This window comes from Thiofilum sp. (assembly GCF_016711335.1).
Classification (GTDB): Bacteria; Pseudomonadota; Gammaproteobacteria; order Thiotrichales; family Thiotrichaceae; genus Thiofilum.
On sequence record NZ_JADJTF010000001.1, the window covers coordinates 702264 to 727508 of the forward strand.

Consider the following 25245-nt stretch of genomic DNA (forward strand, 5'->3'; position numbering starts at 1 on the left):
AGGGTTAAAGTGCTGCTGAACTAAAACCCCTCACTTGTCATTTGCTCAATTCGCGCCTGCGCCAAACGGGCTGCATTACTATTAGGGAAATACTCCACCGTATCTTCTAAGGATTGACGTGCCATTTCCCAACGTTTTAGCTCATAAAAAGCATAACCCATTTTTAAGGCAGCATCGGGCGCTTTAGCACTATTTTTATAACGTTGTAATACCTTCATAAACTCATCCGCAGCACGGGCATAGTTATTTTGCGCATATAATGCCTCTGCTAACCAATACTGGGCATTAGCAGCCAAAGGATGATTCGGGTAACGCCTTAAAAATTCCTCAAAGGCGGGCACGGCTTGGGCTGGACGTGCTAATAATAATTTATAAGCCGTATTATAAGCATCACCGGCTGCGACATCGGTTTGAGCCTCATTAGCAGGTATTAAAGGTGCACTCGGTGTCACGTCAGAGCTGCGCAATGAGGTGGCTGCGGGCTGAGTGACTGGTTTAATGGGTTTATCTGCACGGGTATCTGCCGCTGTTTCCGTACCATAGTAATAATAACTATCGGGACTGTTGGGGCTAATATTTTCTGCACGCCCCACACCCACCTCTGGGCTATTAGCAGGATCTGGAATAGTAATGCCTTCTGCACTTACGATGGGTTCTATTCTAGCACTCGGTACGGGTGCGGGTGCTGGAGCAGGAGGCTGTATAGGTTGAACGCGCTCCGAACGCACGGGTTTATCCGCAGGAACTTCTAATTTTTGTACCCGTTCATCCACTTGCAAAAAGCCATCTTTTTGATGCTGTTGCAAAGTCTCGACTTGATGACGTAATTCTTGATTTTGCCCGCGTAAATTACGCACTTCTTGTTCGAGCTGATTCAGCCGATTTAATAGTTGTGCGGCTGCCTCATTATCTACCGGAGCGGCAGCAACTTGCGTTGCCACCCCACCGACTAAGCCCCCTAACACCCAACCTATTATTGTTTTCTTCATGGTGGATTATTCTCCAATATATTTAATCTCCACACGACGATTTTGTGCCCAAGACTCTTCATCTTGACCTAATCTAACTGGCATTTCTTCGCCGTAACCAATGGTATTCATACGTGCTGCACTGGCTCCACGTACCGACATATAATCACGCACAGCCATGCTACGGCGCTCGGATAAAGCTAAATTATATTCGCGTGAACCACGATCATCCGCATGCCCTTCTAAGCGGATTTGTGCATTAGGATTAGCACGTAAGTAATTAGCATGAGCATCCAGAATTGCCATGTACTCAGGCTTAATAGACGACTGGTCATAATCAAAATAGACCACGCGACGCGCTAATAATCCAGCATCAATTCCCCCGTTACCGCCTTGATTATTATAATTACCGCCCGCACCATACTGATTATTACCGTACTGACCACCTGAACCGTATTGACCAGCCCCCGCTTGACCTGATTGGTTAGTACCATATTGACCGCCTGAACCGTATTGACCTGTTATCCCACTTCCGCCGCCACGGTTGGCTTGTTGCTGACGAACACGTGCGGCAGCCGCTGCAGCGGCACGTTGTCGCGCTAACTCCGCTTGCCGTGCACGTTCAGCCGCAGCTCTACGGCGTTCCGCTTCATAAGCGTCATAACCTACCCCACTGCCATTATCATAACCGCTAGTATTCGTGCCACTGCCCCCACGTCCTTGATGTCCGCCTTGTCCACCTTGTCCACCACGACCTCCGACACCACCCATTCCTGCACCATTAGCGCCCTCTAAATAAGTAGTCTCAGTCGTCATAGTGGAGGCATTAGCTTCTAATGGGGCTGTACTTTGCTGTGCACATCCCCCTAAAGCCCCAGCAACTAATACGGTCAAAATAGAAAATTGCTTTATACGCATAGCATAAGTCCTTGACTTGGTTCAATTATTATAACGAACGTTTAGGGTAAATAAGGCGACCAAGCAGGATCACGAGCTGATCCCCCTTGGATAGGTAAAAACTGGCGCGATTTACCATTATCACTCGATACCGCTAATTGCTCCCTACCCCCTGCACGAGTGGCATAAACCACCATCGCTCCATTCGGTGCTAAGGAAGGGGATTCATCTGAACCACCTTTAGACACCGTAGCACTCTCTTTAGAAGAAGCATTCATAATCGCAATCTTAAAACCCGCGCCTAGTGAGCGCACCATACCGATCTTATTCTTTACAATACTAGGTGCAGCGTTGTAATCCCCTTGGAAAGTAATCCGCTGCCCATCACCCCCACCTACGGTAGTCTGATAAAGCTGCGGCTTACCCCCCTGATCAGAGGTATAAATAATCGTATTATTACTCGCCCATGCCGGCTCAGTATCAATAGCTCGGTCTTGAGTCACCCGTTTAATCGCGCCATTACGTACATTGACCACGTAAATGTCCGTATTATCCTCATCGGTTAAACTAATTGCGAGTTGTGAGCCATCCGGTGACCACGCAGGTGCTCCATTCGTACCTTCATACAAGAGCAATACCCGTTTATCCCCACTTCTAAGGTCTTGAATAAACACAGCCGAGTGATCTTTTTCAAAGGACGAGTAAGCTAAAAAGCGTGCATCCGGTGACCATGCCGGAGACAAAATCGGTTTATTCGATTGCATCACCACTTGGGGGTTATAACCATCGGCATCCGCCACCATTAACTGAAAAGTCTGATTACCCGCCACCCCATTCGCCACGACATAAGCTATCTTGGTATCAAATGCCCCACGAATCCCGATCATCTTTTCAAACAATAAATCCGCTGCTTTGTGCGCCATACGCCGCCTATTAGGATGGGGTGGAATACGATAGCCCGCCACACGCTCACCACTTGCGGTATTAATCAGCTCCACCGTAAGAGTATCGGTTTGTGTTCCTACCACTACATAATCCGCTCCAGAGCGGCGCAATACCTCTAAATTAAACGGCTTACCCAATTCTAAGCGCTGTCCGGCTTTCGCTGGATCAATCAAAGTAAAGCGTCCACTACGATCAAAATCAGCCTCAATAATTTTGGCCGCCTGAGCATCTCCGGCAAAAGGCGCGATCATAATCGGCAGGGCCTCATCGATCCCATCGGTAATCCGTACTTCAATCGCGGCATACACCGAAGTAGTCGCCATGACACATAGCGCTATAATCCACTTAAATATTGCTTGATAGTTCATAAGGTTATGGCTCAAAAATAATTCTCAAATCTTCGTTATATAACTCATCGTAACGCGGTCTAGGAAAGGGTTCAGACTTTCTAATTGCTGCTACTAATGAATCACAAAACGCGCGACTACCACTACAATTCGCTACTTGTAGGCTTTTGACATAGCCCGGCGGACGTACATTGAGGGCAATAGTCGCCCGCATGCCAAAGGTCTCTTCTGGCTCAATCCAGTTAGAACTCACGCGCTGACGAATTTGTTGCGCCCATTCACGTTGACCTCGATCTAAGGCTTGGCGGTCTGCACCGCTTGAAGCGCGGGCACTAGCTGACTCTCTGGCCCTTGCTTCAGCGCGGGCGCGAGCAGCGGCAGCTTCAGCTTTTTCCCTTTCCTCAGCTTCGGCACGGGCACGAGCGGCAGCTCTAGCACGAGCGGCATCTGCCTCAGCTTTTTCTTTCTCCTCTGCCTCCGCGCGAGCACGAGCAGCGGCTCTAGCTCTTGCCTCCGCACGAGCGCGGGCTTCTTCCTCTTCCTTAGCCCTTTCTTCTGCTTCGGCGCGTGCACGAGCAGCGGCTCTAGCACGAGCGGCATCCGCTTCAGCTTTTTCTTTTTCCTCCGCCTCGGCACGGGCGCGGGCTTCGGCTCTAGCTCTTGCCTCCGCACGGGCGCGGGCTTCTTCCTCTTCCTTAGCCTTTTCCTCCGCTTCCGCCCTAGCACGAGCGATTGCTCTAGCACGGGCTATTTCAGCCTCGGCTTCTGCTTTGGCTTTTTCTTCTGCCTCTGCTCTGGCTCTCGCATTAGCTCTAGCACGAGCTTCTGCTCTGGCTTTTTCTTCTGCCTCTTCTTTAGCCTTCTCCTCAGCCTCCGCTCTTGCACGGGCTGCTGCTCTGGCACGGGCTATTTCAGCCTCGGCCTCAGCTTCTGCTTTGGCTTTTTCTTCTGCCTCTGCTCTTGCACGAGCCGCCGCTCTAGCACGGGCTTCTGCCCTAGCTTTTTCTTCTGCCTCTTCTTTGGCTTTAGCTTCGGCAGCCTCGCGCTCTTTGCGCTCTGCTTCTTTAGCTAGCCATTTCTCACGGGCAATGGCTTTAGCCTGTTCTTCTTCCCGACGCTTAGCTTCGGCTTCAGCGGCTGCAATACGAGCGGCTACGCGGTCACGTTCTTCTGCTTTGGCCTTTTCTTCAGCTTCAGCTTTGGCTTCTTCGCGGGCTTTCTCACGTTCGCGTTCACGACGTGCTTCGGCTCTGGCTTCCTCCCGTGCTTTTTCTGCCGCTTCTGCCTTAGCTTTTTCCTCTGCTTCGGCTTTAGCCTTCGCTTCTTCACGCGCTTTTTCGCGCTCGCGCTCTCGACGTACTTCGGCTCTGGCTTCCTCCCGTGCTTTTTCTGCCGCTTCTGCCTTAGCCTTGTCCTCGGCTTCCGCTTTAGCCTTAGCGTCTTCGCGTGCCTTTTCACGCTCACGCTCTCGACGCGCTTCGGCTCTGGCTTCCTCCCGTGCTTTTTCTGCCGCTTCTGCTTTAGCCTTTTGCTCGACCTCAGCTTTTAATTGTTGTGCTCGTGCTTGCTCTTGCTGCGCTTTTTCTTCCGCTTGTGCTTGTAAACGTGCCTCTTCTTGGGCTTTTAGTTCGGCTTGGCGTGCTGCTTCCTCAGCCGCTTGACGTTCAGTTTCTAAACGAGCTTGTTCTTGTTTAGCACGCTCTGCTTCTGCCCAACGCTCTAGCTGTTGTTTAGCAGCCGGATTAGTGTCTTCTGGTAAATTTTGCTGCTCTAAAGGAGGTAGGTCAGACAAACTTTGTAAGCGATCAGGTAGATTAGTTTGCGCTGCGGTATTAGGAGGGGAATTGCTTTGAGTCGTTTGCGTGGGAGTTTGAATCCCTTCGGTCATTAGCACCGTAGTGGGCTGATCAGTAACCTTAGGCTTAGGTTGCCAGTTAAAACTAATAATCAGCAATAGCACCACCAAAATATGAAAAATAATGGCAATGGCTAAAGCTTTGGGGTGTTTAAGTAACTCTTTTAACATATTATTTTTCTCAAGGGTTACGCTCTGGATCAGCCATTAAGCCAATTTTTTTTGCGCCTGCTTTTTGTACCGCCACCATTGCTTGCATCAAATACTGGTACTCCACACGTCCGTCACCTTTCACATAGACGGGACGCTCAGCGGCTTCGAGTACTTTGGTCTGAATGAACTGGGTAATTTGCTCTAGGCTCATGGGCGTATCGCCTTCGATAAAATATTGACCGGATCGATCTACCGTCACTATTAATGGCTCTTGCTGATTATTAGTGGTGAGTGGCTTAGCATCCGCTTCAGGTGCATTCACTTCTACCCCTGTTTTCATCATGGGCGCGGTGATCATAAAAATCACCAATAACACCAGCATCACATCGATATAAGGCACTACATTCATTTGTGCCATGACTTTGCGCGGGCGTCTCATGACTTACTCCGCTGAGTCGCCATGTGCCGCTCTAATAGGGCAGTAAACTCCTCACGGAAATTTTCATAACTCACTGCTAAACGCTCTACTTGATCACTAAAACGGTTATAGGCCATTAAAGCGGGTATAGCCGCAAACAAACCAATAGCGGTCGCAATCAAAGCCTCTGCTATCCCCGGCGCTACCACATCAAGGGTGGCTTGCTGCATTTTGCCCAAGGATAAAAACGAATTCATAATGCCCCAGACCGTACCAAACAACCCCACATAAGGGCTGGTCGACGCAACCGTTGCCAAAAAGGTTAGATTCTGCTCTAAGCTATCAATCTCTTTTGAGGCCGCCACCCGCATTGAACGCTGTACCGCATCCGTCACGGAAAAATCCGTATTGGTCGTTTCCAATTTACTAGCACGCCGATACTCGTGAAAACCGTCATAAAAAATACGCTCCATCCCCGTGCGTTGCTCTGCCTTTTGTGACAACTCGTCATACAAAGCGTTCAATGCCATGCCGCTCCAAAAACGCTCTTCAAATTTGACCGCTTGTTGCTTAGCTTTATGTAAGGCATGGGATTTAATAAAAATTAAGGTCCACGACAACAGCGAGGCTAGTACTAATAACAACATCACAACCTGTACTACCGGACTAGCATCGGTAATCAGCTTCATGACCGATAGATCAGCATTCATGCGAGTAAGCTCCTGATTTCATGAGGAATAGCGGTGGATTTAAACTTATCAAGCTGCACACAGACCACTTTGACGCTGGCGGTGATTAAGAGTTCAGCGTCACCCTGAGAATTTAGACGAATGACCGTTTGCTCAAACTCAATACTCGCCCGCCCTAAGTGTTTAATCGCGGCGGTCACTTCAATGTGATCATCGAATTTGGCGGGCTTTAGGTATTCGATAGAGAGACTACGTACTGCAAAAGCAATATTTAACGCACTCATTAAATAATGCTGTTCAAACCCTAATTGGCGCAGCCATTCAGTCCGCGCCCTTTCCATAAAACGTAAATACCCCGCGTGATAAACCACGCCACCCGCATCGGTATCTTCATAATAAACACGAATAGGCAAAGTAAATTGTTTAGAAACTACTAATTGAGTCATATACCCGCAAACCCTATTAAATATAATTCACAATAAATGATTTTAGTTAATTGTTAAAAACTATTTTATTGTTTAACTAGCCAATCACATAAAGTAGCTAATTGATGATCATTAGTTAAATTAGCACAATTAGCTAACTTAGCTGAGACATATAAATCAAAAATTTCATATGCCATAGCAGACTCTATTGCTGCTCCCATTGGAACTAATATTTTCTCAATAAAGTTTGCTAATATATTATCTTTGTCTTCATCACTTAGATGAGCTTTAGCTTTAACAGATAAACCCGCCGCTTCCAATAAACTTTCTCTGATTTCATTTAAACCCAGTAAATCGGAAGCTTTGTTTGAGTGAGTATTTAAATAAACTTTTAATATTTTTGCGCGATCAATAAAAGGCTCTGACTCGATACTACGTCGAAGTGCATAATCTAAAAAACCATTACGCCTAGCTTCTCTAGTCGTTATTAAATCCTCTGCACATTGTATATAAATATTAGTCATTCCCGCCCTCAAAAATTTGCTCACGCAATGCATCCCCTATAGCTTTTGCTAAAACAGGAGGCACCGCATTTCCAACTTGACCAAATTGAGTCATAGTCACTACCCGTTTACTACTATAGGAGTCTAAACGTGTACCTATAAACTCCCAATACAAGGGAAACGTTTGCAAACAAGCTAATTCGCGCACAGTGAGCATGCGATTCTCATAGGGATGGATAAAATCTCGATAACCACTACGCGTCACTGTAGGGGAAGGTTTATCAGGATCTAAACGACGATAAGTAGAACCAAAAGTTTGTTTAATTTGGCTTAACTTGCCACCAATAGGGACTACCTTGATTTTCTCTAGGGTTGAAGGAGCATGAGCCGTTTTCTGATGGTTTTTAATATCCATGTTTTACAATTCTATCCTTAATCGTTCCTGCCACTTTAAGTGCTTGCTCTGATGGCTCTTGAGCAGGTGGTAAAGCTCCTATGCCATCCCAGACGCTAAGCCAAGATTGCTTAGGCTGATTAAATAAATCGACCTGTTGAATAGTTTCATTAGCTGCATGAGTCGGCTTCGGAAAGTTAAAATTTTTGCCTACTCTATTACCCACTATAAAAATTCGCTCTCTAAATTGAGGTGCACCGTAATTAACCGCATCTAAGACTTGATAATTGACTTGGTACTGATAAGTTTGACCTTGATATACAATAGGCTCAGACGCTTCTTGTAAAATAGCCTCTAATGCCTTACCTCCTTCCCAATTCATCATGCCTTTGACATTTTCCATAACAAAAGCAACGGGTAAGCTCTCACGGACTACGCGGATAAACTCTAAAACCAAACGACCACGGGGATCGTCTAAGCCCATTCTCTTACCCGCTAAACTAAAACTTTGACAAGGCGGACCACCAACTACTAAAGCTGATTCCAGTGGTTTTAGTTGGGCAATCGCTAGAATCGCTTCGGTTGTTACTTGAGTAATATCTCCCTCAATAATAGGAGCATCAGGCATATTTTTCTTTAAAGTGGCACAACAAGAACTATCCTGCTCCACTGCTACTACTGTTTTAAACCCTGCTTGATGAAATCCAATATCCATTCCACCAGCGCCAGAAAACAAACTAATAATTTTGCGAGTCATCTCTACTCTATGTCCTACCGTGAATATGGCTTACAAACCTTCATCGACTGGCATATTGATGGTTAATACCCCCTGCTCCGGTAACTGTAGCTCAAAACGCGAAGGAGTGTTGAGACCAAAGTATTGCCATGTATGCCGAGTCGCCATACGACCGCGTGGAGTGCGCATCATAAAGCCTTGTTGAATCAGATACGGTTCAATCACATCCTCAATCGTGCCGCGCTCCTCACCAATCGCCGCTGCAAGACTATCAACCCCGACAGGGCCTCCATCAAACTTTTCCAGCATAGCCATGAGTAGGCGTCTGTCCATATGATCCAGACCTTGACTATCAACATTGAGCATATTCAAAGCGCCATCGGCTGCGGCTTTAGTAATCGTCCCGTCTCCTTTGACCTGAGCATAATCCCTGACGCGGCGTAATAGACGGTTAGCAATACGCGGTGTACCCCGCGAACGACGCGCCACTTCATAAGCCCCTTCAGCTTCAATTTGAATCCCTAAAATACTGGCGGCACGCGTCACAATAAAGGCGAGATCATCGACATTATAAAACTCCAAGCGTTGCACAATGCCAAAACGATCCCGTAAAGGAGAAGTCAACAGCCCCGCTCGTGTCGTAGCGCCTACTAAAGTAAAAGGTGGCAAATCAAGCTTTATAGAGCGAGCGGCGGGGCCCTCACCAATCATAATGTCGAGCTGAAAATCCTCCATCGCCGGATACAGGATTTCCTCAACCATAGGGCTAAGACGATGAATCTCATCAATAAACAACACATCATGAGGCTCAAGATTGGTCAATAGAGCAGCTAAATCGCCTGCTTTTTCCAAGACTGGCCCCGAAGTTTGGCGCAAATTAGCGCCCATTTCTTGCGCGATAATATTAGAGAGGGTGGTTTTACCTAGCCCCGGAGGACCAAAGATTAAGGTATGATCCAGTGCCTCCCCTCGGCGCAGGGCTGCACTAATAAAAATTTCCATTTGTTCGCGCACCACTGGCTGACCAATATAGTCTTTTAGGCGGCGGGGACGAATGTGATCATCGGCGCGGTCTTCTTGTGATGTGGCACGCGGCGAAATCATACGCTGTGAGTGATTTTCCATAATTTTAAGCTAATAATGTGACTCGTTTATTTTACGGGCTTTAGTACCACCATGCCTACTACACAATTCAGCCAACTATGGCTATCTGCTATGCCACTACTCTTTGTCATCTTATGGAGCACTGGCTTTATTGGCGCGAAGTTTGGTTTACCTCATGCCGATGCCCTAGCTTTTTTGAGTGTGCGTTATGCTTTGGTGATTGTACTGATGACGGGCTTAGCCTTAATGATGCAAGCCCCTTGGCCAAAAAGCTTACGCCTTTGGATTCATTTAGGTATCACAGGTTTACTCCTCCACGCAGGTTATTTAGGTGGAGTCTTTATAGCAATTGATCATGGTCTACCAGCGGGTATCACTAGCTTAATCGTCGGCATGCAACCCCTACTCACCGCCATACTCGCAGGTTGGTTATTACACGAAACCGTGACACGCAAGCAATGGTTGGGCATAGTCCTAGGGCTTATAGGCGTCACCCTCGTCATTACTGGGCGTGCGGATATGACTTCACTGGGAAAAATTGACCCACTGCAATTAATTCCAGTGCTCTTTGCTTTAGTCAGTATTACCTTAGGCACGTTATATCAAAAGAAATTTTGTCCCGTCTTTGATCTTAGAACCGGAGCAGTGGTGCAATTTATCCCGACGCTCATCGTGACAGCGCTGCTAGTGCCCGTATTAGGTAACTGGCAAATGGATTGGACGGGAGAGTTTATCTTTGCCTTAAGTTGGCTAGTATTAGTACTTTCACTCGGTGCTATTAGTTTATTAAGTCTCTTGATTCGGCAATCGGGTGCAGTGAGTGTGAGTAGTTTATTTTATTTAACGCCTGCGGTGACTGCGTTAATGGCTTGGGTGTTATTTAATGAGCGCCTTAGTCTTATACAATTAGTAGGGATGATTATCGCTATTAGCGGGGTGTGGCTCGCTCGCAAAACACATTAAACATAATGGCATTAGAATATAGGACAATAAATATGGCTCAAACCTCTGCACTCATCACCACTTTAAAAAAACTCTTACGCCGTCATAATAAAACTTATATTGATGTTGCCAATTGTTTAGAGTTATCTGAAGCTAGCGTCAAGCGTCTCTTTGCCGAGCAAAATATATCACTACAGCGCTTGGATGCGATTTGCACTTTACTGGATATTGAAATCAGTGATTTAGTCTATGAAATGCAAGCTGAGCAAAGGCGTCCTATTAGTGAATTAACGCATGCTCAAGAAAAGCAAATTGCCGATGATCTGAATTTAATGATGGTAACGGTTTGTGTGTTAAATCGCTGGAGCTTATCCGAGATTATTCAGCACTATAAATTTAAAGAAACGGAAGTGATTCGTTATCTAGCTTTATTGGATCGCCTTAGAATTATTGAGTTACAACCTTATAATCGCATTAAGCTACTGATTGCACCGAATTTCAAATGGCGGGATGACGGCCCTATTATGCAATTATTTCGCGCTAAAATTGAGGCAGAATACTTTAGAACCACTTTTACTAAAGAGAGTGAAAAGCTAATGGTACTCAATGGGATGCTCAGTCCTATCTCAAATGAAGTATTCCAACGCAAAATGGCTCAACTAGCGCATGAGTTTGACCAGCTTAGTAAAGAAGATGCTCATTTGCCCATTGGAGCACGCACAGGGTCTACTGTATTGATTGCTATCAGAGATTGGAATTATGAGCGCCTTTTTACTGACTCACGCCCCCACTAGGCTCTGGGGCTATCCCTCCAAAATAATGCCCAAGCTGAACATTTCAGTGTATTATCGGGGCGCTTTACTGGGGCTGATGACTATTACTAACGCATTTATCAGCATATCGAGTAGCCTTATCTACACCCAAGACGGATGAATATATTAATTTTTTTATTACTCTCACCTCTCATCGGTGCTGTGTTAATTTTTCTTTTGCCCAGTACCAATACGCTATGGTTCAGGCGTATTGCTTTGCTTTCTAGTCTAATCACCTTAGCATTGAGTGCTTATCTTTATCCCCTGTTTAACTTAACTGTTGCCACCACTCAACTTGGCTTTTCATACGAATTAAACCCCGACTTAGGTACTACCTTTAGTTTAGGTATCGATGGTTTCTCTTATCCCTTGATTTTATTAACTACGCTATTAACGCTGATTGCTTTATTAGCCTCTCAACACATTAATACCTATCAGCGCGGTTATTATGGCCTAATTCTCATGCTTGAAGCTGCCACTTTAGGCGTATTCATGGCACAAGATTGGGCATTATTTTATATTTTATGGGAATTAGTATTAATCCCCTTATTTTTCTTATTAGATCGCTGGGGTGGTCGAGAGCGTCAAGCTGCTTCTTTAAACTTTGTGCTTTATACTATGGGAGGCTCGGTATTTTTTCTTTTATCTTTATTAATACTCTTTGATAAAGCCCCTAATCATTTTTTTACTTTTGACGCTTTTAGAGCGGCCGCCACACATTTTAATGCTTCAGAGCAAGCTTTACTCCTTGCTGGATTTATTATTGGTTTTGGAGTCAAACTCCCACTCTTTCCCCTACATGGCTGGTTACCCTTAGCTTATACCCAAGCCCCTATGCCCATCACTTTATTATTGTCGGGTATTTTATCCAAAATGGGGGCTTATGGTTTTATTCGAGCGGCTGAATTATTACCCGAAGGTATGCGGCTTCTGCAACCGATCTTATTAATACTCGGTATTATGGGAGTCATTTACGGTGGCCTACTAGCATGGCGGCAAACCCATTTAAAAACTATGATTGCCTACTCTTCTTTTAGCCATATGGGTATGGTTATGGTAGGTATCGCGAGCTTAAATGTCATAGGTATGACAGGTGCTGTGTTACAAATCACCGCACATGCACTCACCGCCAGCACACTATTTTTAGTCGCGGGTTGGCTGAAAAGGCAAACCGGAACCTATGAATTGAGTCAATACAGTGGCTTAGGGGTGAAAATGCCGCGCCTCATCCTAATTGGTGTATTAGCGTTAGCAGCGAGTATTGGCGTGCCCGGAGCGCTTGGTTTTGTGGCTGAATTACATACTATGCTAGGTAGCTATGCTTATCAGTGGTTACTACCTATCTTGCTCGCAGGCGGTATGATTATCACTGCTACCTATAGCCTCAGTTTTATGCGCTCTTTTACAGGCCCTACCCCTACTGCGTTTCATCTACTCACCGATATTAGCCGTAGCGAATTCATTACCGCTTTAGTACCTATGTTATTGGTCTGGATTTTAGGCTTTTATCCCACTCCTTTATTAGCGCTTAGCCAAGCGAGTATTAGCTATATTATTCAAGTAATCACGGCGGGAGGAGCATGATGAGTCACTCTCAAGCCACTGATTTAGCCGGTCAATTAGCTGAGCTATGTGAGCACTTAAGCCATATTCTACCCTCACAAGCCTCGATTCGGGATTTCGTACATCACAATACCTTACACGGTTTTCAGGACTTGCCTTTTCCTGAAGCATTAAAAATGGCACGCGAGATTACCGGAGCTTTTGGTTATCTACCTGCCACTAAATATCGTGAGTACTTTCAGCGCGGGCGTATTGATTTAGAGGATTTAACCCAAGTACTTAACCGCGATGAAAGCATTGATACTGAGCGTGTGATTGCCACCTTTGAATCTAAAACGCTAACGGCTTTAGATCTGTATCGCATTGCCATGATTTATCCGATTGAGTCGATTACTCAACGGCAACTGCTGTGGCAAATGGAGGCACGTCATGCCCTCAGTACTTTCCAATTTGACCTACCTAATGATCAATGTGAGTCCTTGCAACAACGCTTTACTGAGCAAGGTTATGCTGATTTAGCCAGTGCTTTACATGACTTATGGCAGGCTTGCACCGAAGTACTGCATATCAATCAAGTCCCTTTACATCCTGAGGTATTGTTAGAACACACCCCAGCGATGGGTAGCCAACCCGATCCTCAATTACGCCAACAAGCACAGCAATATTTACAGCAATTAATTAAAGCCGTCGGTGAGAAAAAAACCTTACGCAAACTGCTACTCGAATTGGTGGGAGTCGATATTCTCAAAGAAATACGCCCTATCCTATTGCGTTATTTAGGCAGTTGGTTAGATCAGGGTATGGCCTCGTGGACAGAAACGGATGCAGAGCTAGGCTTTTATCGTGCTTGGAAACGTTTAGCCGTGACTGACCTAGGATGGCTCATGGAGGATATGCCCGATTGGGTCGAGCATTTAGAGTCACTGCCTGATAATGCTCAAGAAACGATTGAAGCCGAATTACGACGCTTGGATATTCCACGCGCTCATTGGATGCACTATTTAGAGCATATAGCCACCGAACTTCCGGGCTGGTCGGGCATGGTATTATGGCGACACCAACGCCCTCAGTATGAAAACCTGCCACGTACTATTCATATGGTAGACTATCTTGCCGTGCGCTTAGTGCTAGAGCATATTTTTGCGCGGCGCGTGTGTCGAGAGCAGTGGAAAATCGAGGCGAATGTAGGCGCGATTAGGGCGCATATCCAGAGTCACCCCATTGAAATGTGGGTACATTACTATGCCTATAGCGGTGATATGCCAGAATACTTACAAATCATCGCCCAACAACATTTAAGCCGCCAACGCGAACAACATATTGAAAGCATTTGGCATGCTCTAGCGCATCATATTTGGCACTGGCAAAAACAACATCAAACCCAAATTGCCACCCAATACGGTCATGAAGTGAATAAACATGGCTGGCGTTTATTTCGCTTGGCTCAGCATTTAGGGCTAACCCCTAGCGATATTCGCACGCTTACCTTAGAGCAACTCAATGAATTATTTATTTGCCTTGATTATCTCACCGATGAACAAATTGGTTATCTGTGGTTACAAGCCTTTGAGCGCCATTATCGAGAATGGATTTTTACCGCGTTAAGCCGTAATAGCGTAGCCTCTCTAGCTGAGCGTAAACAGGCGCAACTAATTTTTTGTATGGATGACCGCGAGGAAGGATATAGGCGTCATTTAGAAGAAATTAATCCGCATATCGAGACTTTAGGTGCGGCAGCCTTCTTTAATTTACCTATGACTTGGCACAGTGTGGATGAGGTAAAAGCCGTTAAACTTTGCCCAGTTCCGGTCACACCGGTGCATGTGATTGATGAAGTGCCGGCTGAAAGTATTACCCCTAAAGCACTCGCCACCCATAAAACACATCTCAAACTGCACCGCTTCTGGCAAGACAAACTCCACCAAGTCACGCGCTCGCAATTAGTGACAGGTACATTGAGCGCTTTAGCTAGCGCCCCCGCCGCTTTAGGAGTCATGCTAGGCAAATCCTTTGAACCACGCGCTTATGGTCAGTGGGTACAGGGCTTAGGCTTACGTTTTGATCAACCGCTGAGTACCCGTTTAAGCTTTACCGCCCCCCAACTTGATAGTGAGCGTTCCAATACTCAACCTCAACACGGCTTTACTATTGAAGAGCAAGCCAAAATTGTGGGCAATTTCTTACAGGATCATGGTTTAACTCAGCATTTCGCCCCTTTAGTCGTCATGCTAGGGCATTACTCCAGTAATCAAAACAACCCACATCAAGCCGCTTATGGTTGTGGTGCATGCAGTGGACGCTATAGCGGCCCTAATGCACGTACTTTTGCTGCTATGGCCAATAGTTTTGCGGTGCGGGAGCGCTTAGCACAACACAATATTGTTATACCTAATGATAGCTGGTTTATCGGTGCAGAGCATGACACCTGTAATGAAATGATCAAATGGTTTGATTTAGATCTATTACCCCATACGCACCAAAGCGCCTTTGAGCAACTCAAACAAGATCTAACCCAAGCCAGTCAACGCTCGGCTCATGAGCGTTGTCGTAAACTTATGTCCGCTCCACGTAATCCTTCTTTACTACAAGCATGGCAACATATGATGGGGCGGGCGCTGGATTACAGCCAACCCCGTCCTGAATTAGGTCATGCTACCAATGCGGTCGCTTTAATCGGACGACGGGCGATGAGTCGAGGGATTTTTTTAGACCGCCGTTCCTTTTTGATTTCGTATGATTATGCCACTGACCCTGAAGGTAAATTATTAGAACGCATCTTATTGAGTGTAGGACCAGTGGGCGCGGGGATTAATCTAGAATATTACTTTTCTATGGTGAGTAATAATCGCTATGGCGCTGGCTCTAAAGTAACGCACAATTTGACCGGACTACTGGGGGTCATGGAAGGTGCTAGTAGTGATCTACGCACCGGACTGCCTAAGCAAATGATTGAAATTCATGAAGCGATGCGCCTCTTGATTGTATTGGAAGCGCTACCTGAGCTAGTCACGCAGATTTATCAGCGTCAGCCGCTATTGCAGCAATTGATTGGTAATGAATGGGTGCAATTGGCGGTAAAAAATCCAGTGGAAAATGAAATTTATCGTTTTCACCCTGATTATGGCTTTAAGCGTTGGTTTAATGTCGGGCAACCTTTAGCCACCGTCAATAGTTCTGCGGCATGGTATAGCGGACACAGTGATCATTTACCGCCCGCTTTTATTGTCCCTGAGGAGAGTCATGATGCTTAGCCTTATCGCTCACTTGGCATGGCTGATTGTACTGGCTCCTTTACTCGCTGCCTTATGGATTGGTTTTAGTTTTATGGTGGGCTGGAATCGTGGCGAAGAAGGCGAATCAGGCACAGCACGGGTAGCGATAGGGGCTATTAGTACCTCAACCCTACTCTTATTATTGTTTAGCGTTTTATATCTATTTGGTATCCGCTTTGACACGCTGGAGGGTATGACATGGATTAATAGCGGTATTATTCATATCGAGCTTGCCCTTTTACTGGATGGTTTAAGTCTGAGTATTGCTACCGCTTTAAGTATCGTGCTGTTACTGGTGGTGCGTTTCTCGGTTAATTACCTGCACCGTGAGGCAGCCTTTCAACGCTTTTTTATGATGTTGATGTTGCTCTGCCTAGGCATGGAATTGATTTGGCTCAGTGGCAACGCCGCACTGACTTTTGTAGGCTGGGAATTAGCTGGAGTCAGTTCCTATTTACTGATTGCCTATAATTGGAAACGTCCTACCGCCACCTTAAATGCACAACGGGCTTTTATTACTAATCGCATTGGGGATGCTGGGTTTATTCTGGCACTCTTTGCTGCTTTATATTTTTTTAATACCTTAGATTGGCAAGCCCTAGCGCTACAAGTACCCGCTATGAAATTAAATAGCCTACCTTTATCTCTGTTGACGGTAGGCTTACTCATTGCGGCATTAGCTAAATCGGCACAACTGCCCTTTAGCTCATGGATTACTCATGCCTTGGAAGGGCCGACACCCTCTAGTGCTGTGTATTATGGTTCGGTCATGGTGCATGCCGGCGTTTATCTATTACTAAGAGCCGCACCTTTGATGGAAACCACCCCCGCTTTAAGCTACTTAATTGGTTTAGTGGGATTACTCACGGTGCTCTATGCGTGGCTCAGTGCTCAAGTACAGACCGATATTAAAAGCTCCCTAATCTTTGCCACCCTCATGCAAGTGGGCTTAATGCTGATCGAGATTGCGCTGGGCTGGTACACCTTAGCCACAATTCATTTAATTCTGCACGCATGGTGGCGAGCTTATCAGTTTTTACATGCGCCATCCTTTATGCAATTAACTCATTATCCCGCACCTCCCACACCGCGCTGGCTGACGCATAAAACCTTTTTACGCAATGCTGCATTACAACGCTTTTGGCTCGATTCGCTCACCCATGCGCTATTAGTCAAACCCACCCAAGCACTGTCCAAAGATGCACAAGTATTAGAAGACCATGTGATTGATCGACTCACAGGCACACCTTTTGCCCACCAACCCGCTATTGGTGAGAATGATAATGTCACCCTACGCGCAGGTATTCCGGGGCAGTTTTTAGCGCAATTAGCCCGTGGAGCGGAATGGATGGAAGCTTATTTAACCACTGAAGTGGGTAGCTCTAGCTTTTTAAAGAAAATTTTGTATATCGAGCGCTATTTAGAAATTATTGAGCGTCTCTTGCGCCAACCGCATTATCTAATTGTATTAATTACTATTAGTCTAGTGATTGTGTTGTGAGGTTTTAAGCATGGAAATTAACATCACTACCCTTTCTAGCCCTTGGCCCTTACTGACGACCTTACAACTCGTTCCGTTGCTTGCAGGTTTATTACTAAGCCGTTGGCGGGGTAATAAAGCGTTTGTTTTAGCCTTAATCGTTACTACCTTAGAGTTTGCTTTAGCCATTTACCTCTACCTGCATTTTGATGCTCATCAGCCTGCGTGGACAATGCAATTTGTTGAGCAATTCACTATTTGGAAAGCATTGCAATATCATGTAGGTGTCGATGGCTTAAGTGTATTGTTTATTTTAATTACCGCGTTGATTTCATTTTTGGGCGTGGTATTTATTGTGCTACGGCGTTTACATGGCACTTCGATGCTCGCCCTGATTGTCTTATGTGAAGCCGTGCTCATGAGCCAATTTGTGACGCTAGATCTATTATGGTTTTGGTTTATGACAGGTTGGGAGATTTTATTCACTGCCTATATGACCAAACGCTGGGCTACTTTTCATGATGTAACCCCCACTCTCATTCGCTATTTGCAATTTATGGGCACTGCCTTTGTGCTCATTGGTTTAGGGGTATTACTCATGGGGTGGTCTTATGCCGACCAACATAATGGTCAATGGTCCTTTGATTTAACTGATTTAGTAGCATTGCAAGATCTAAATAGCACCTTAGGTACTTTAATCTTTTTCGCATGGTTTTATGGTCTGGCGATTCGTATTCCTGCTTTTCCTTTTCATGGCTGGTTAGCTGAGTTTATGTTACATGGTAATGTAACCAATGCCCCCATGATTTTGTTAGGCGTTAAAGTAGGTATTTATGCCTTATTGCGTTTCGTCTTTCCTATTGTTCCAGAGGCAGTGAGCGAGTGGCAAACAGCCGTGGTAGGCTTTGCCTTTGTTGGGGTATTTTATGCCGCAATCTTGGCTATTGGACAGCGTACTTTACGCGAATTACTCGCTTTTGCAGTGATTAGTCATACTGGATTAGTCACTATTGGGCTATTTACACTCAATGAAGAGGCTTTTCATGGCGCCGTCTTATTAGCTTTGAATTTTGGTTTAGCCATCTCAGCCTTATTACTGATGACAGGCTTATTATGGCAGCGTACTCGCACTACGCGCTTAAATAAATTAGGTGGCTTATTAGATTATTTACCCATGGTCGGGGCTGCCTTTTTAATTGCTGGTTTAGCCATAGTCGGTATGCCCGGAACCCCCGGCTTTGATGGGGTGCATTTTATTTTAGCCGCAGCCATTAGAACATTTGGTGCACCACTTACCATTGCAGCCGCTTTAGGTAATATTATTGCCGCTGGATTTTTATTACGTGCATTCCAGCGTACCTTTTTAGGTTCCATGCCTGATGCAACCCTTACCCAAAAATGGGATACCCAACCTCCATTACTAGCTGAAAAAATATTAGCGAGTACTATGATTATTACTATTTTAGGTATTGGCTTTTATAGTAACCCGTGGCTCACTTTAATTGAGCAACCTTTACAGGGAATTAGCACCTTATTCCCTGATATTCATGCGACTCATAATGCTGAGGTAACACCATGATTACACCTGCTTTGATCATGAGTGATTTTCCGTGGCTAAGTACCTTATTAATACTCCTAGCTTTAGGCGCACTACTAGCCTTAATCAGTCCATTAAAATGGGCGCGTTGGATTACTATTAGTATTCAGCTCATTGTTTTAGCCCTAAGTACCTTTTTAGTACTGCATTTCAATAGTACTCTCAGCGATTTTCAATATGGAGAACGTTATAATTGGATTCCTAGCCTGAATATTCACTATCAGCTAGGGGTTGATGGCTTTTCTGTATTATTTTTACCTTTCAGTGCCTTACTATTTGTTGCCATAGTAATCAGCACTTGGAATGCTATTCGCACTTTACCCAAAGCCTACTTTGCTCTTATTTTAATAATGCAATTAAGTATAGTGGGTATATTTACTGCTTTAGATACTATCTTATTCTTTCTATTTTGGGAATTATCGGTTATTCCGCTCTTTCTATTAATTAGCTTCTGGGGTGCGGGGGCTAATCGACGCTATGCAGGGATGAAATATGCATTATTTATGCTAATGGGAGGTATACCCTTATTATTAGGCTTTTTAATATTAGGTGCTAGTATTCCAGAATTAGGTTTTTATTCAGATTACTTCATATTATTGCAAAATGCCTATCAGCAACCCTATGAGCTAATCGTTTTTGCACTATTATTTTTAGGCTTTGCTATTAAAATGCCTGTTTTCCCCCTGCATACTTGGCTTCCTGTTATTGCTCAAGAAGGTCCTGCTGGGATCATTGCCTTAGTTGCGGGTTTAAAAATTGGCGTGTATGGCTTAATTCGTTTTGCTATCCCGTTAGCACCTAATGCTGCTTTTGATATGAAATGGCTGTTAGTGGGTTTAGGGATGTTGGGCTTATTGTATGGCGCTATTACCGCACTTGGGCAAACTAATCTGCGCCGTATGTTAGCCTTTTCCAGTATTAGCCATGTGGGTTTGGTGTTATTAGGCATCGCGAGTCTTAATCCGAGTGGTTTACAAGGGGCTATGCTGCAACTACTTAATTTTTCGCTGATTGCCGGCGGTTTATATTTATTGGTGGAGTTTATTCATCAACGTACTGGCTCAGCAGAAGCATTAAGTCTGGGAGGTATTGCGGGCAATATGCCTGTGTTAGTCAGTTTATTTTTCCTCTTAAGTATGGCGAGTATTGGCGTCCCCGGAACCAGTGGTTTTATAGCCGAATTTTTATTAATTGTTAGTGTATTAAAAACCTATACCGGAGCGGGTTTAGTAGCTCTCTTTGTCGTGGTATTAGGTGCTGGATATGTGTTGAACTCTATCCGTATTACATTATTAGGTCCTGCCCATCATAGTTATTTAACTCGTTTACCTGATTTATTACCGCGTGAATCAGTAGCAATCAGTTTATTAGTATTAGGGGTATTAGTCTTTGGTTTTTATCCACAAGGTATTTTAAATTTACTCGCGCTAAGTAGTGGAGCGTGGTTAAGTTTAGTTCAATAAAAACCAAGTGATTTAATATATTATCATTTTACTCATCAATAAGAGCTTTTTTAAAAAAGCATTAATATATCTCAATTATCAGCATTAAAATTAGGCTAGGTAGAATAAGCAAAAAGCGCTATTATAGTTATAGAGCATAACCACATAAATAAAAACCTAGCAGAGGTAGTGTATATGAAAAGCACTTCTAAACTAAGCCTAAAACTATTACTAGCCACTACATTAATAACGGGTTTAGGATTTAGCCTACCTAGTTGGTCTATTGAATTAACAGCATCTTCCAGTGAACTGATTATTGATGGTTGGGTTATGGTAATGCCCACTATTTCAGTTGATGAGGCTAAAGGTGAGACATGGGTTAAATACACCTTACCCGATGGTTCTTATCAAAGTTACCCGCTAGCCTCCGGTGAGCCGATTGTAGAAAAGTGGTATAAACCCGGCTCACAAAGCCTCGAAAGTACTCCAGCGGGCTTGTCGCTTGAGTATATGGATAGCATTAAACAGTGGTATATGAATGGCGGTAAAGGCAATTACAAAGTAGAGGACGACAAATGGGTGGAGGTACAAACACCAACCGCTCCTGCGCCTACTAATAATGCTGCGGCAACCGATACTGCGACCGATAGTAGTGATGCAAGTTCTGAATCGGGCTTTGGAGCTATGCTCAATAACCCGATTACTGGAACGCTTCCTTCGGTTAGTACGTCGGGAGGCAGGGCTGATGATCCTTATCAAGCCTTAAGATCTGAAATGCTCGCCGAACAGAAGAAATGTCGTGAGAGCCAAAGCAGTGGTGGTTCAGTGGATCAAGCAGCTTGTGAAAAAGCACAAAGGCTTTACCAAGAGTTGACCGCCAAGATGAGCGGGAATTAATTAGTCTTTCGTGGTAAAGCGAACCCTATATTGCAGCAGAGGTTTAAAACTCCCAAGCGACTCCCACACGACCTAGGGTGTGTTGGGAGCTATCATAAGCCACTCCCCCTGAAATTTGGGTACGATAGCGACTATTTAAGAGTTGGTGATTAACGGATACGCCTAAAGCATGTTCACCACGATAAGTCGCTGCTCCCATTGACACAGCCGTTTTACCCGCAGCACTAGGGGTGGCTGGCGTTAGAGCCGCCGCACTTGCTATACCCGCAAATGCATCTTCGCGTGTACCCTGTAGCTCGTTACGGATAGTTTTTAGATCGTTTTGAATAGTTTGCACATTGGCATCAAACCGATTAATAGTCGTTTGAAACTGGGCGTAGTTGACGGCATCACCTGCATTGACGGCTGTCGCCACATTCGTTAAGCGCCGAGCTAAACCTGTTTCAGCATTACCTATCGAAATAGTATTGGCTTCAGTGGCTAGGCTACCACTACCCAAAGCAATAGAGTTGGTAGCAGTATCTCTGGTTTCAGCCTGATAGCCTATAGCCACTGAACCAGTGCCAGCAGTACTGGCTTCAGTACCAATACTGGTACTACGTAGTGCTTCAGCAAAAGTGCTATTTCCAATAGCGATACTTTGTGCTTGGTCTGCGAAGCTCTCAAAGCCAAAAGCTATACTATGATCGCCCTGAGCCATAGCAGTGCTGCCAAATGCACTACTATTAATACCACGGGCTTGTGCACCTTGACCTACCGCCGTAGTCGCCAGAGCCGAAGCTTCAGCACTATTACCTAAGGCTGTTCCACCATCACCTGAAGCACTACTACCAGTACCAAACGTTGCTGTAAATTCGCCATCAGCAAAACTAAAAGCTCCTACGGCTGTTGCATTTGTACCACGCGCACGAGCTTCATTCCCAATAGCAACATTATCTCCATTGGCTTCTACTGCTCCATCGAGTGTTCCAGCGTGGCTAGTAGTGACTAATCCGGTATAGGTATAGGACAGGACTACTAAGAGGGGGGTAATTAAATTTACTTTATTAATCATAGTATTATTCCAATAAACTATTATCTAACGAGGCATTAGTTTTTAAGTATAGTAGAGGGTTAGCCAAAGGGTGACTAGCTATGGATGCTAAACTTTCAGATATAAGGTAAAATATGGCTAAAAATTAACCGTATCTATTGGCGTTAAGTGTTGTATATTTACTACAATTAACGATTCTAAAAAGTTACATGATTTACTGTGTGTTATATGAAAGGTGCTTTATGCGTAAGCTCATCGATTTAAAACCAATTGGTTTAGTGATTTTTAGTTTAGTTATGGTGGGTTGTGCACAAGGGCCTGAAGATCTTCAATCCAATGCTACACTGCCACAAGCAGTAACAGTAGCACAGGCTGATACGGTAGCCATTAGTCCCGTTGCGGTAGTTAAAGCGGGATACCAAACCCCAGCTACTGAGAGTCCAGCAGCAAAAACTGTGATTGATAATAGCGCTTGTTCGATAGGGTTTTGCCCCTTACCGCTAAGAAAGCCTAAAGCAGTAGCCATTGACTAGCGCTCGCTACACACCCCGCACTAAGCGTTGAGGTGTGTATTAGTCAGCTATAAATAGGTGCTTAAACGCCCCGTAATAGTTCGTTGATACCGACTTTGCTACGCGTTTTTGCATCTACGCGCTTGACAATGACAGCGCAATAAAGACTGCATTTGCCATCCGATGAGGGTAAATTACCCGAAACCACTACCGAACCCGCCGGAATACGTCCATACAGTACTTCATCATTTTCACGATCATAAATGCGCGTACTTTGTCCAATATAGACGCCCATTGAAATCACTGAGCCTTCTTCGACAATCACCCCTTCAACGACTTCAGAACGTGCACCGATAAAGCAATTATCTTCAATAATAGTAGGAGCTGCTTGTAAAGGCTCTAGTACGCCACCAATACCTACGCCACCGGATAAATGCACATTCTTACCAATTTGCGCACAGGAGCCTACCGTAGCCCAGGTATCCACCATCGTTCCGGTATCGACATAAGCACCAATATTGACAAATGAAGGCATGAGCACCGTGCCAGCAGCAATATAAGCACCACGTCGTGCTGCCGCAGGGGGCACTACGCGAATGCCACTTTGGGCGAATTGTTCGGCTGTCCAGCCGTGAAATTTAGACGGTACTTTATCGTAGTAAGTACTATAGCCATCATTTAATACGGCATTTTCTTCTAAACGGAACGATAGCAATACCGCTTTTTTCAGCCATTCATTCACCACCCAATCGCCTACACCGCGTTGTGTGGCTACCCGTAATTGACCACTATCCAGTAAATTCAAGGCTTCTTGCACCGCATTACGCACGGTTTCATCAGCCGTTTTCGGGGTAATTTCAGCCCTTTTTTCAAATGCGGTTTCAATAATCTGTTGTAATGGTGCTAAATCAGACATGGTTTAATAAACTCCAGCCAGTCAGTTTAAAGATTCTAAATAGTTGCGCATACGCCATGCCGCTTCAGTACATTCTTGCTCAGTAGCGACTAGAGCCATACGGATTCGATTTTGTCCGGGGTTTAAGCCATTCACTTCACGCGATAAATAGCTTCCGGGCACTATTTGCACGCCAGCACTTTGATACATGGCTTGAGTAAAGGCTTGGTCATCCATCGGGGTTTCAGGCCATAGGTAAAACCCCGCATCCGGTAAACTCACGGGTAGTACAGGGCTTAAAATATCCAATACTTGCCTAAATTTACGCTGATAGGCAGCGCGATTGGCTCGTACATGCACCTCATCTTGCCATGCTGCAATACTAGCGGCTTGGAAAGGGGGCGGCATGGCACAACCATGATAAGTACGATACTGCAAATATTGGGCGAGTATCTTGGCATCGCCTGCGACAAAACCAGAGCGTAAGCCGGGCGCATTCGAGCGTTTGGATAAACTATGAAACACCACGCAGCGCTTATAGTCAGTATTACCCATTTGAGCTGCCGCTTGTAATAACCCAACAGGTGGGTTTACCTCATCGAAGTATAGCTCGGAATAGCATTCGTCGGAGGCGACTATAAAATCATAGTGCTCAGCAAGGTTCAGTACTTGCTGCAATTGCGCAATCGACATCACTGCACCCGTAGGATTGCCCGGCGTACAGATATAAAGTAGCTGGCAACGTTCCCACACCTCAGCAGGCACTTGTGCAAAGTCGGGAATAAATCCATTGTCCGCTGTACAGGCTAAAAACTCCGGTTTTGCCCCTGCCAAAAACGCCGCACCCTCATAAATCTGATAAAACGGATTAGGCATAACGACGGTAGCATTAGCTTGAGTGCGATCTACGACGGCTTGAGCAAAAGAAAATAGTGCTTCACGCGTGCCATTCACGGGAATGACATGCTGCTCAGGATTAATGGAGTTGGCGGGTAGTTGAAAGCGGTGTGTGAGCCAATTTGCAATGGTTACTCGTAAAGTACTATCACCCTTAGTCAATGGGTAATTAGCCAACGCCGTAATATTTCGCTGAATCGCCTCAAAAATAAAGGAAGGTGTTGGATGCTTGGGTTCGCCAATGGCTAATGAGATTAGCTTTTTATCAGCGGGAGGCTGTAATCCATTCAATAAGGCACGGATTTTTTCAAAAGGATAGGGCTGTAAACGCTGCAAATCTGGATTCATGACTACCAATATGAGTGATGATCAAAAGCTCAGTAGTATATAGAAAGTAGCTGCATGTGTCTGTCTTAGTTATATGAGGCAGCTAGTGAAATAAGAAAGCCCCGTTTTGGGGCTTTCACCT

General features: G+C 45.1%; 23 protein-coding genes. 9 read left to right on the top strand and 14 right to left on the bottom strand.

Annotated features, from left to right (window positions below; translation table 11 throughout):
* Positions 1-20: 20 nt before the first annotated feature.
* The 11 genes from ybgF to ruvB form a co-directional block, all read right to left on the bottom strand.
* Positions 21-989 (bottom strand): tol-pal system protein YbgF, encoded by a 969-nt coding sequence (gene ybgF / locus IPL34_RS03335; protein WP_296837686.1) that lies wholly within the window; start codon positions 987-989, stop codon positions 21-23.
* A gap of 6 nt (positions 990-995) precedes the next feature.
* The gene (pal, locus tag IPL34_RS03340; RefSeq protein WP_296837689.1) at positions 996-1886 is read right to left on the bottom strand and encodes a peptidoglycan-associated lipoprotein Pal; all 891 of its coding nucleotides are present in this window, start codon (positions 1884-1886) and stop codon (positions 996-998) included.
* Positions 1887-1927: 41 nt separating this feature from the next.
* Complete coding sequence (tolB, locus tag IPL34_RS03345) at positions 1928-3178, bottom strand: Tol-Pal system beta propeller repeat protein TolB (RefSeq protein ID WP_296837691.1); 1251 nt, start codon at positions 3176-3178, stop codon at positions 1928-1930.
* 4 nt (positions 3179-3182) lie between these two features.
* Entirely contained in the window at positions 3183-5183 is a 2001-nt protein-coding gene (gene tolA, locus IPL34_RS03350) for a cell envelope integrity protein TolA (RefSeq protein WP_296837694.1), read from the bottom strand.
* Positions 5184-5193: 10 nt separating this feature from the next.
* Positions 5194-5604: a biopolymer transporter ExbD gene (locus IPL34_RS03355; RefSeq protein ID WP_296837697.1), complete on the bottom strand. Its 411-nt coding sequence runs from the start codon at positions 5602-5604 to the stop codon at positions 5194-5196.
* Positions 5601-6293 carry a protein TolQ gene (tolQ, locus tag IPL34_RS03360; protein ID WP_296837699.1) on the bottom strand — a complete coding sequence of 231 codons (693 nt, stop codon included), beginning with the start codon at positions 6291-6293 and terminating at the stop codon, positions 5601-5603. The genes IPL34_RS03355 and tolQ overlap by 4 nt, the downstream gene beginning before the upstream one ends.
* Positions 6290-6718: a tol-pal system-associated acyl-CoA thioesterase gene (gene ybgC / locus IPL34_RS03365; protein WP_296837701.1), complete on the bottom strand. Its 429-nt coding sequence runs from the start codon at positions 6716-6718 to the stop codon at positions 6290-6292. The genes tolQ and ybgC overlap by 4 nt, the downstream gene beginning before the upstream one ends.
* Positions 6719-6783: 65 nt before the next feature.
* Positions 6784-7221 (bottom strand): AvaI/BsoBI family type II restriction endonuclease, encoded by a 438-nt coding sequence (locus IPL34_RS03370; RefSeq protein ID WP_296837703.1) that lies wholly within the window; start codon positions 7219-7221, stop codon positions 6784-6786.
* The gene (locus tag IPL34_RS03375) at positions 7214-7615 is read right to left on the bottom strand and encodes a DNA cytosine methyltransferase (RefSeq protein ID WP_296837706.1); all 402 of its coding nucleotides are present in this window, start codon (positions 7613-7615) and stop codon (positions 7214-7216) included. Before IPL34_RS03375 ends, IPL34_RS03370 begins: the two co-directional genes overlap by 8 nt.
* Positions 7605-8351, bottom strand: a complete 747-nt coding sequence (locus tag IPL34_RS03380) for a DNA cytosine methyltransferase (RefSeq protein WP_296837709.1) — start codon at positions 8349-8351, stop codon at positions 7605-7607. Before IPL34_RS03380 ends, IPL34_RS03375 begins: the two co-directional genes overlap by 11 nt.
* A gap of 30 nt (positions 8352-8381) precedes the next feature.
* On the bottom strand, positions 8382-9455 hold the full coding sequence (ruvB, locus tag IPL34_RS03385) for a Holliday junction branch migration DNA helicase RuvB (protein ID WP_296837712.1): 1074 nt from the start codon (positions 9453-9455) through the stop codon (positions 8382-8384).
* A gap of 51 nt (positions 9456-9506) precedes the next feature.
* Between ruvB and IPL34_RS03390 the strand changes: the two genes are divergently transcribed.
* The 8 genes from IPL34_RS03390 to IPL34_RS03425 all read left to right on the top strand — a co-directional run bounded on the left by IPL34_RS03390 (position 9507) and on the right by IPL34_RS03425 (position 21439).
* Positions 9507-10397 (top strand): DMT family transporter, encoded by an 891-nt coding sequence (locus IPL34_RS03390; protein ID WP_296837715.1) that lies wholly within the window; start codon positions 9507-9509, stop codon positions 10395-10397.
* A gap of 32 nt (positions 10398-10429) precedes the next feature.
* Positions 10430-11170 carry a helix-turn-helix transcriptional regulator gene (locus IPL34_RS03395; RefSeq protein ID WP_296837717.1) on the top strand — a complete coding sequence of 247 codons (741 nt, stop codon included), beginning with the start codon at positions 10430-10432 and terminating at the stop codon, positions 11168-11170.
* Between the two features lie 135 nt (positions 11171-11305).
* A complete protein-coding gene (locus IPL34_RS03400) occupies positions 11306-12772 on the top strand; it encodes a NuoM family protein (protein WP_296837720.1) in 1467 nt (488 codons plus the stop codon).
* Entirely contained in the window at positions 12769-16002 is a 3234-nt protein-coding gene (locus IPL34_RS03405; protein ID WP_296837722.1) for a DUF2309 domain-containing protein, read from the top strand. The genes IPL34_RS03400 and IPL34_RS03405 overlap by 4 nt, the downstream gene beginning before the upstream one ends.
* The gene (locus tag IPL34_RS03410; RefSeq protein WP_296837725.1) at positions 15992-17524 is read left to right on the top strand and encodes a proton-conducting transporter membrane subunit; all 1533 of its coding nucleotides are present in this window, start codon (positions 15992-15994) and stop codon (positions 17522-17524) included. The genes IPL34_RS03405 and IPL34_RS03410 overlap by 11 nt, the downstream gene beginning before the upstream one ends.
* Positions 17525-17534: 10 nt before the next feature.
* On the top strand, positions 17535-19082 hold the full coding sequence (locus IPL34_RS03415; RefSeq protein ID WP_296837728.1) for a NuoM family protein: 1548 nt from the start codon (positions 17535-17537) through the stop codon (positions 19080-19082).
* Positions 19079-20563 (top strand): NuoM family protein, encoded by a 1485-nt coding sequence (locus IPL34_RS03420; protein ID WP_296837732.1) that lies wholly within the window; start codon positions 19079-19081, stop codon positions 20561-20563. The genes IPL34_RS03415 and IPL34_RS03420 overlap by 4 nt, the downstream gene beginning before the upstream one ends.
* Positions 20564-20737: 174 nt before the next feature.
* On the top strand, positions 20738-21439 hold the full coding sequence (locus IPL34_RS03425; protein ID WP_296837733.1) for a hypothetical protein: 702 nt from the start codon (positions 20738-20740) through the stop codon (positions 21437-21439).
* A 43-nt stretch (positions 21440-21482) separates the two neighbouring features.
* On the opposite strand, the gene IPL34_RS03430 is transcribed toward IPL34_RS03425, so the two are convergent.
* Positions 21483-22493 carry a YadA-like family protein gene (locus tag IPL34_RS03430; RefSeq protein ID WP_296837736.1) on the bottom strand — a complete coding sequence of 337 codons (1011 nt, stop codon included), beginning with the start codon at positions 22491-22493 and terminating at the stop codon, positions 21483-21485.
* A gap of 221 nt (positions 22494-22714) precedes the next feature.
* On the opposite strand from IPL34_RS03430, the gene IPL34_RS03435 reads away from it, so the two are divergent.
* Positions 22715-23005 carry a hypothetical protein gene (locus IPL34_RS03435; protein ID WP_296837739.1) on the top strand — a complete coding sequence of 97 codons (291 nt, stop codon included), beginning with the start codon at positions 22715-22717 and terminating at the stop codon, positions 23003-23005.
* 61 nt (positions 23006-23066) lie between these two features.
* On the opposite strand, the gene dapD is transcribed toward IPL34_RS03435, so the two are convergent.
* Positions 23067-23900, bottom strand: a complete 834-nt coding sequence (gene dapD / locus IPL34_RS03440) for a 2,3,4,5-tetrahydropyridine-2,6-dicarboxylate N-succinyltransferase (protein WP_296837742.1) — start codon at positions 23898-23900, stop codon at positions 23067-23069.
* 21 nt (positions 23901-23921) lie between these two features.
* Positions 23922-25124 carry a succinyldiaminopimelate transaminase gene (gene dapC / locus IPL34_RS03445; RefSeq protein WP_296837745.1) on the bottom strand — a complete coding sequence of 401 codons (1203 nt, stop codon included), beginning with the start codon at positions 25122-25124 and terminating at the stop codon, positions 23922-23924.
* Positions 25125-25245 lie beyond the last annotated feature (121 nt).

What these genes read in the sequence shown, in the direction of transcription:
- ybgF (WP_296837686.1), bottom strand. Translation starts at nt 989, where the DNA reads ATGAAGAAAACAATAATAGGTTGGGTGTTAGGGGGCTTAGTCGGTGGG.
- pal (WP_296837689.1), bottom strand. Translation starts at nt 1,886, where the DNA reads ATGCGTATAAAGCAATTTTCTATTTTGACCGTATTAGTTGCTGGGGCT.
- tolB (WP_296837691.1), bottom strand. Translation starts at nt 3,178, where the DNA reads ATGAACTATCAAGCAATATTTAAGTGGATTATAGCGCTATGTGTCATG.
- tolA (WP_296837694.1), bottom strand. Translation starts at nt 5,183, where the DNA reads ATGTTAAAAGAGTTACTTAAACACCCCAAAGCTTTAGCCATTGCCATT.
- IPL34_RS03355 (WP_296837697.1), bottom strand. Translation starts at nt 5,604, where the DNA reads ATGAGACGCCCGCGCAAAGTCATGGCACAAATGAATGTAGTGCCTTAT.
- tolQ (WP_296837699.1), bottom strand. Translation starts at nt 6,293, where the DNA reads ATGAATGCTGATCTATCGGTCATGAAGCTGATTACCGATGCTAGTCCG.
- ybgC (WP_296837701.1), bottom strand. Translation starts at nt 6,718, where the DNA reads ATGACTCAATTAGTAGTTTCTAAACAATTTACTTTGCCTATTCGTGTT.
- IPL34_RS03370 (WP_296837703.1), bottom strand. Translation starts at nt 7,221, where the DNA reads ATGACTAATATTTATATACAATGTGCAGAGGATTTAATAACGACTAGA.
- IPL34_RS03375 (WP_296837706.1), bottom strand. Translation starts at nt 7,615, where the DNA reads ATGGATATTAAAAACCATCAGAAAACGGCTCATGCTCCTTCAACCCTA.
- IPL34_RS03380 (WP_296837709.1), bottom strand. Translation starts at nt 8,351, where the DNA reads ATGACTCGCAAAATTATTAGTTTGTTTTCTGGCGCTGGTGGAATGGAT.
- ruvB (WP_296837712.1), bottom strand. Translation starts at nt 9,455, where the DNA reads ATGGAAAATCACTCACAGCGTATGATTTCGCCGCGTGCCACATCACAA.
- IPL34_RS03390 (WP_296837715.1), top strand. Translation starts at nt 9,507, where the DNA reads ATGCCTACTACACAATTCAGCCAACTATGGCTATCTGCTATGCCACTA.
- IPL34_RS03395 (WP_296837717.1), top strand. Translation starts at nt 10,430, where the DNA reads ATGGCTCAAACCTCTGCACTCATCACCACTTTAAAAAAACTCTTACGC.
- IPL34_RS03400 (WP_296837720.1), top strand. Translation starts at nt 11,306, where the DNA reads ATGAATATATTAATTTTTTTATTACTCTCACCTCTCATCGGTGCTGTG.
- IPL34_RS03405 (WP_296837722.1), top strand. Translation starts at nt 12,769, where the DNA reads ATGATGAGTCACTCTCAAGCCACTGATTTAGCCGGTCAATTAGCTGAG.
- IPL34_RS03410 (WP_296837725.1), top strand. Translation starts at nt 15,992, where the DNA reads ATGATGCTTAGCCTTATCGCTCACTTGGCATGGCTGATTGTACTGGCT.
- IPL34_RS03415 (WP_296837728.1), top strand. Translation starts at nt 17,535, where the DNA reads ATGGAAATTAACATCACTACCCTTTCTAGCCCTTGGCCCTTACTGACG.
- IPL34_RS03420 (WP_296837732.1), top strand. Translation starts at nt 19,079, where the DNA reads ATGATTACACCTGCTTTGATCATGAGTGATTTTCCGTGGCTAAGTACC.
- IPL34_RS03425 (WP_296837733.1), top strand. Translation starts at nt 20,738, where the DNA reads ATGAAAAGCACTTCTAAACTAAGCCTAAAACTATTACTAGCCACTACA.
- IPL34_RS03430 (WP_296837736.1), bottom strand. Translation starts at nt 22,493, where the DNA reads ATGATTAATAAAGTAAATTTAATTACCCCCCTCTTAGTAGTCCTGTCC.
- IPL34_RS03435 (WP_296837739.1), top strand. Translation starts at nt 22,715, where the DNA reads ATGCGTAAGCTCATCGATTTAAAACCAATTGGTTTAGTGATTTTTAGT.
- dapD (WP_296837742.1), bottom strand. Translation starts at nt 23,900, where the DNA reads ATGTCTGATTTAGCACCATTACAACAGATTATTGAAACCGCATTTGAA.
- dapC (WP_296837745.1), bottom strand. Translation starts at nt 25,124, where the DNA reads ATGAATCCAGATTTGCAGCGTTTACAGCCCTATCCTTTTGAAAAAATC.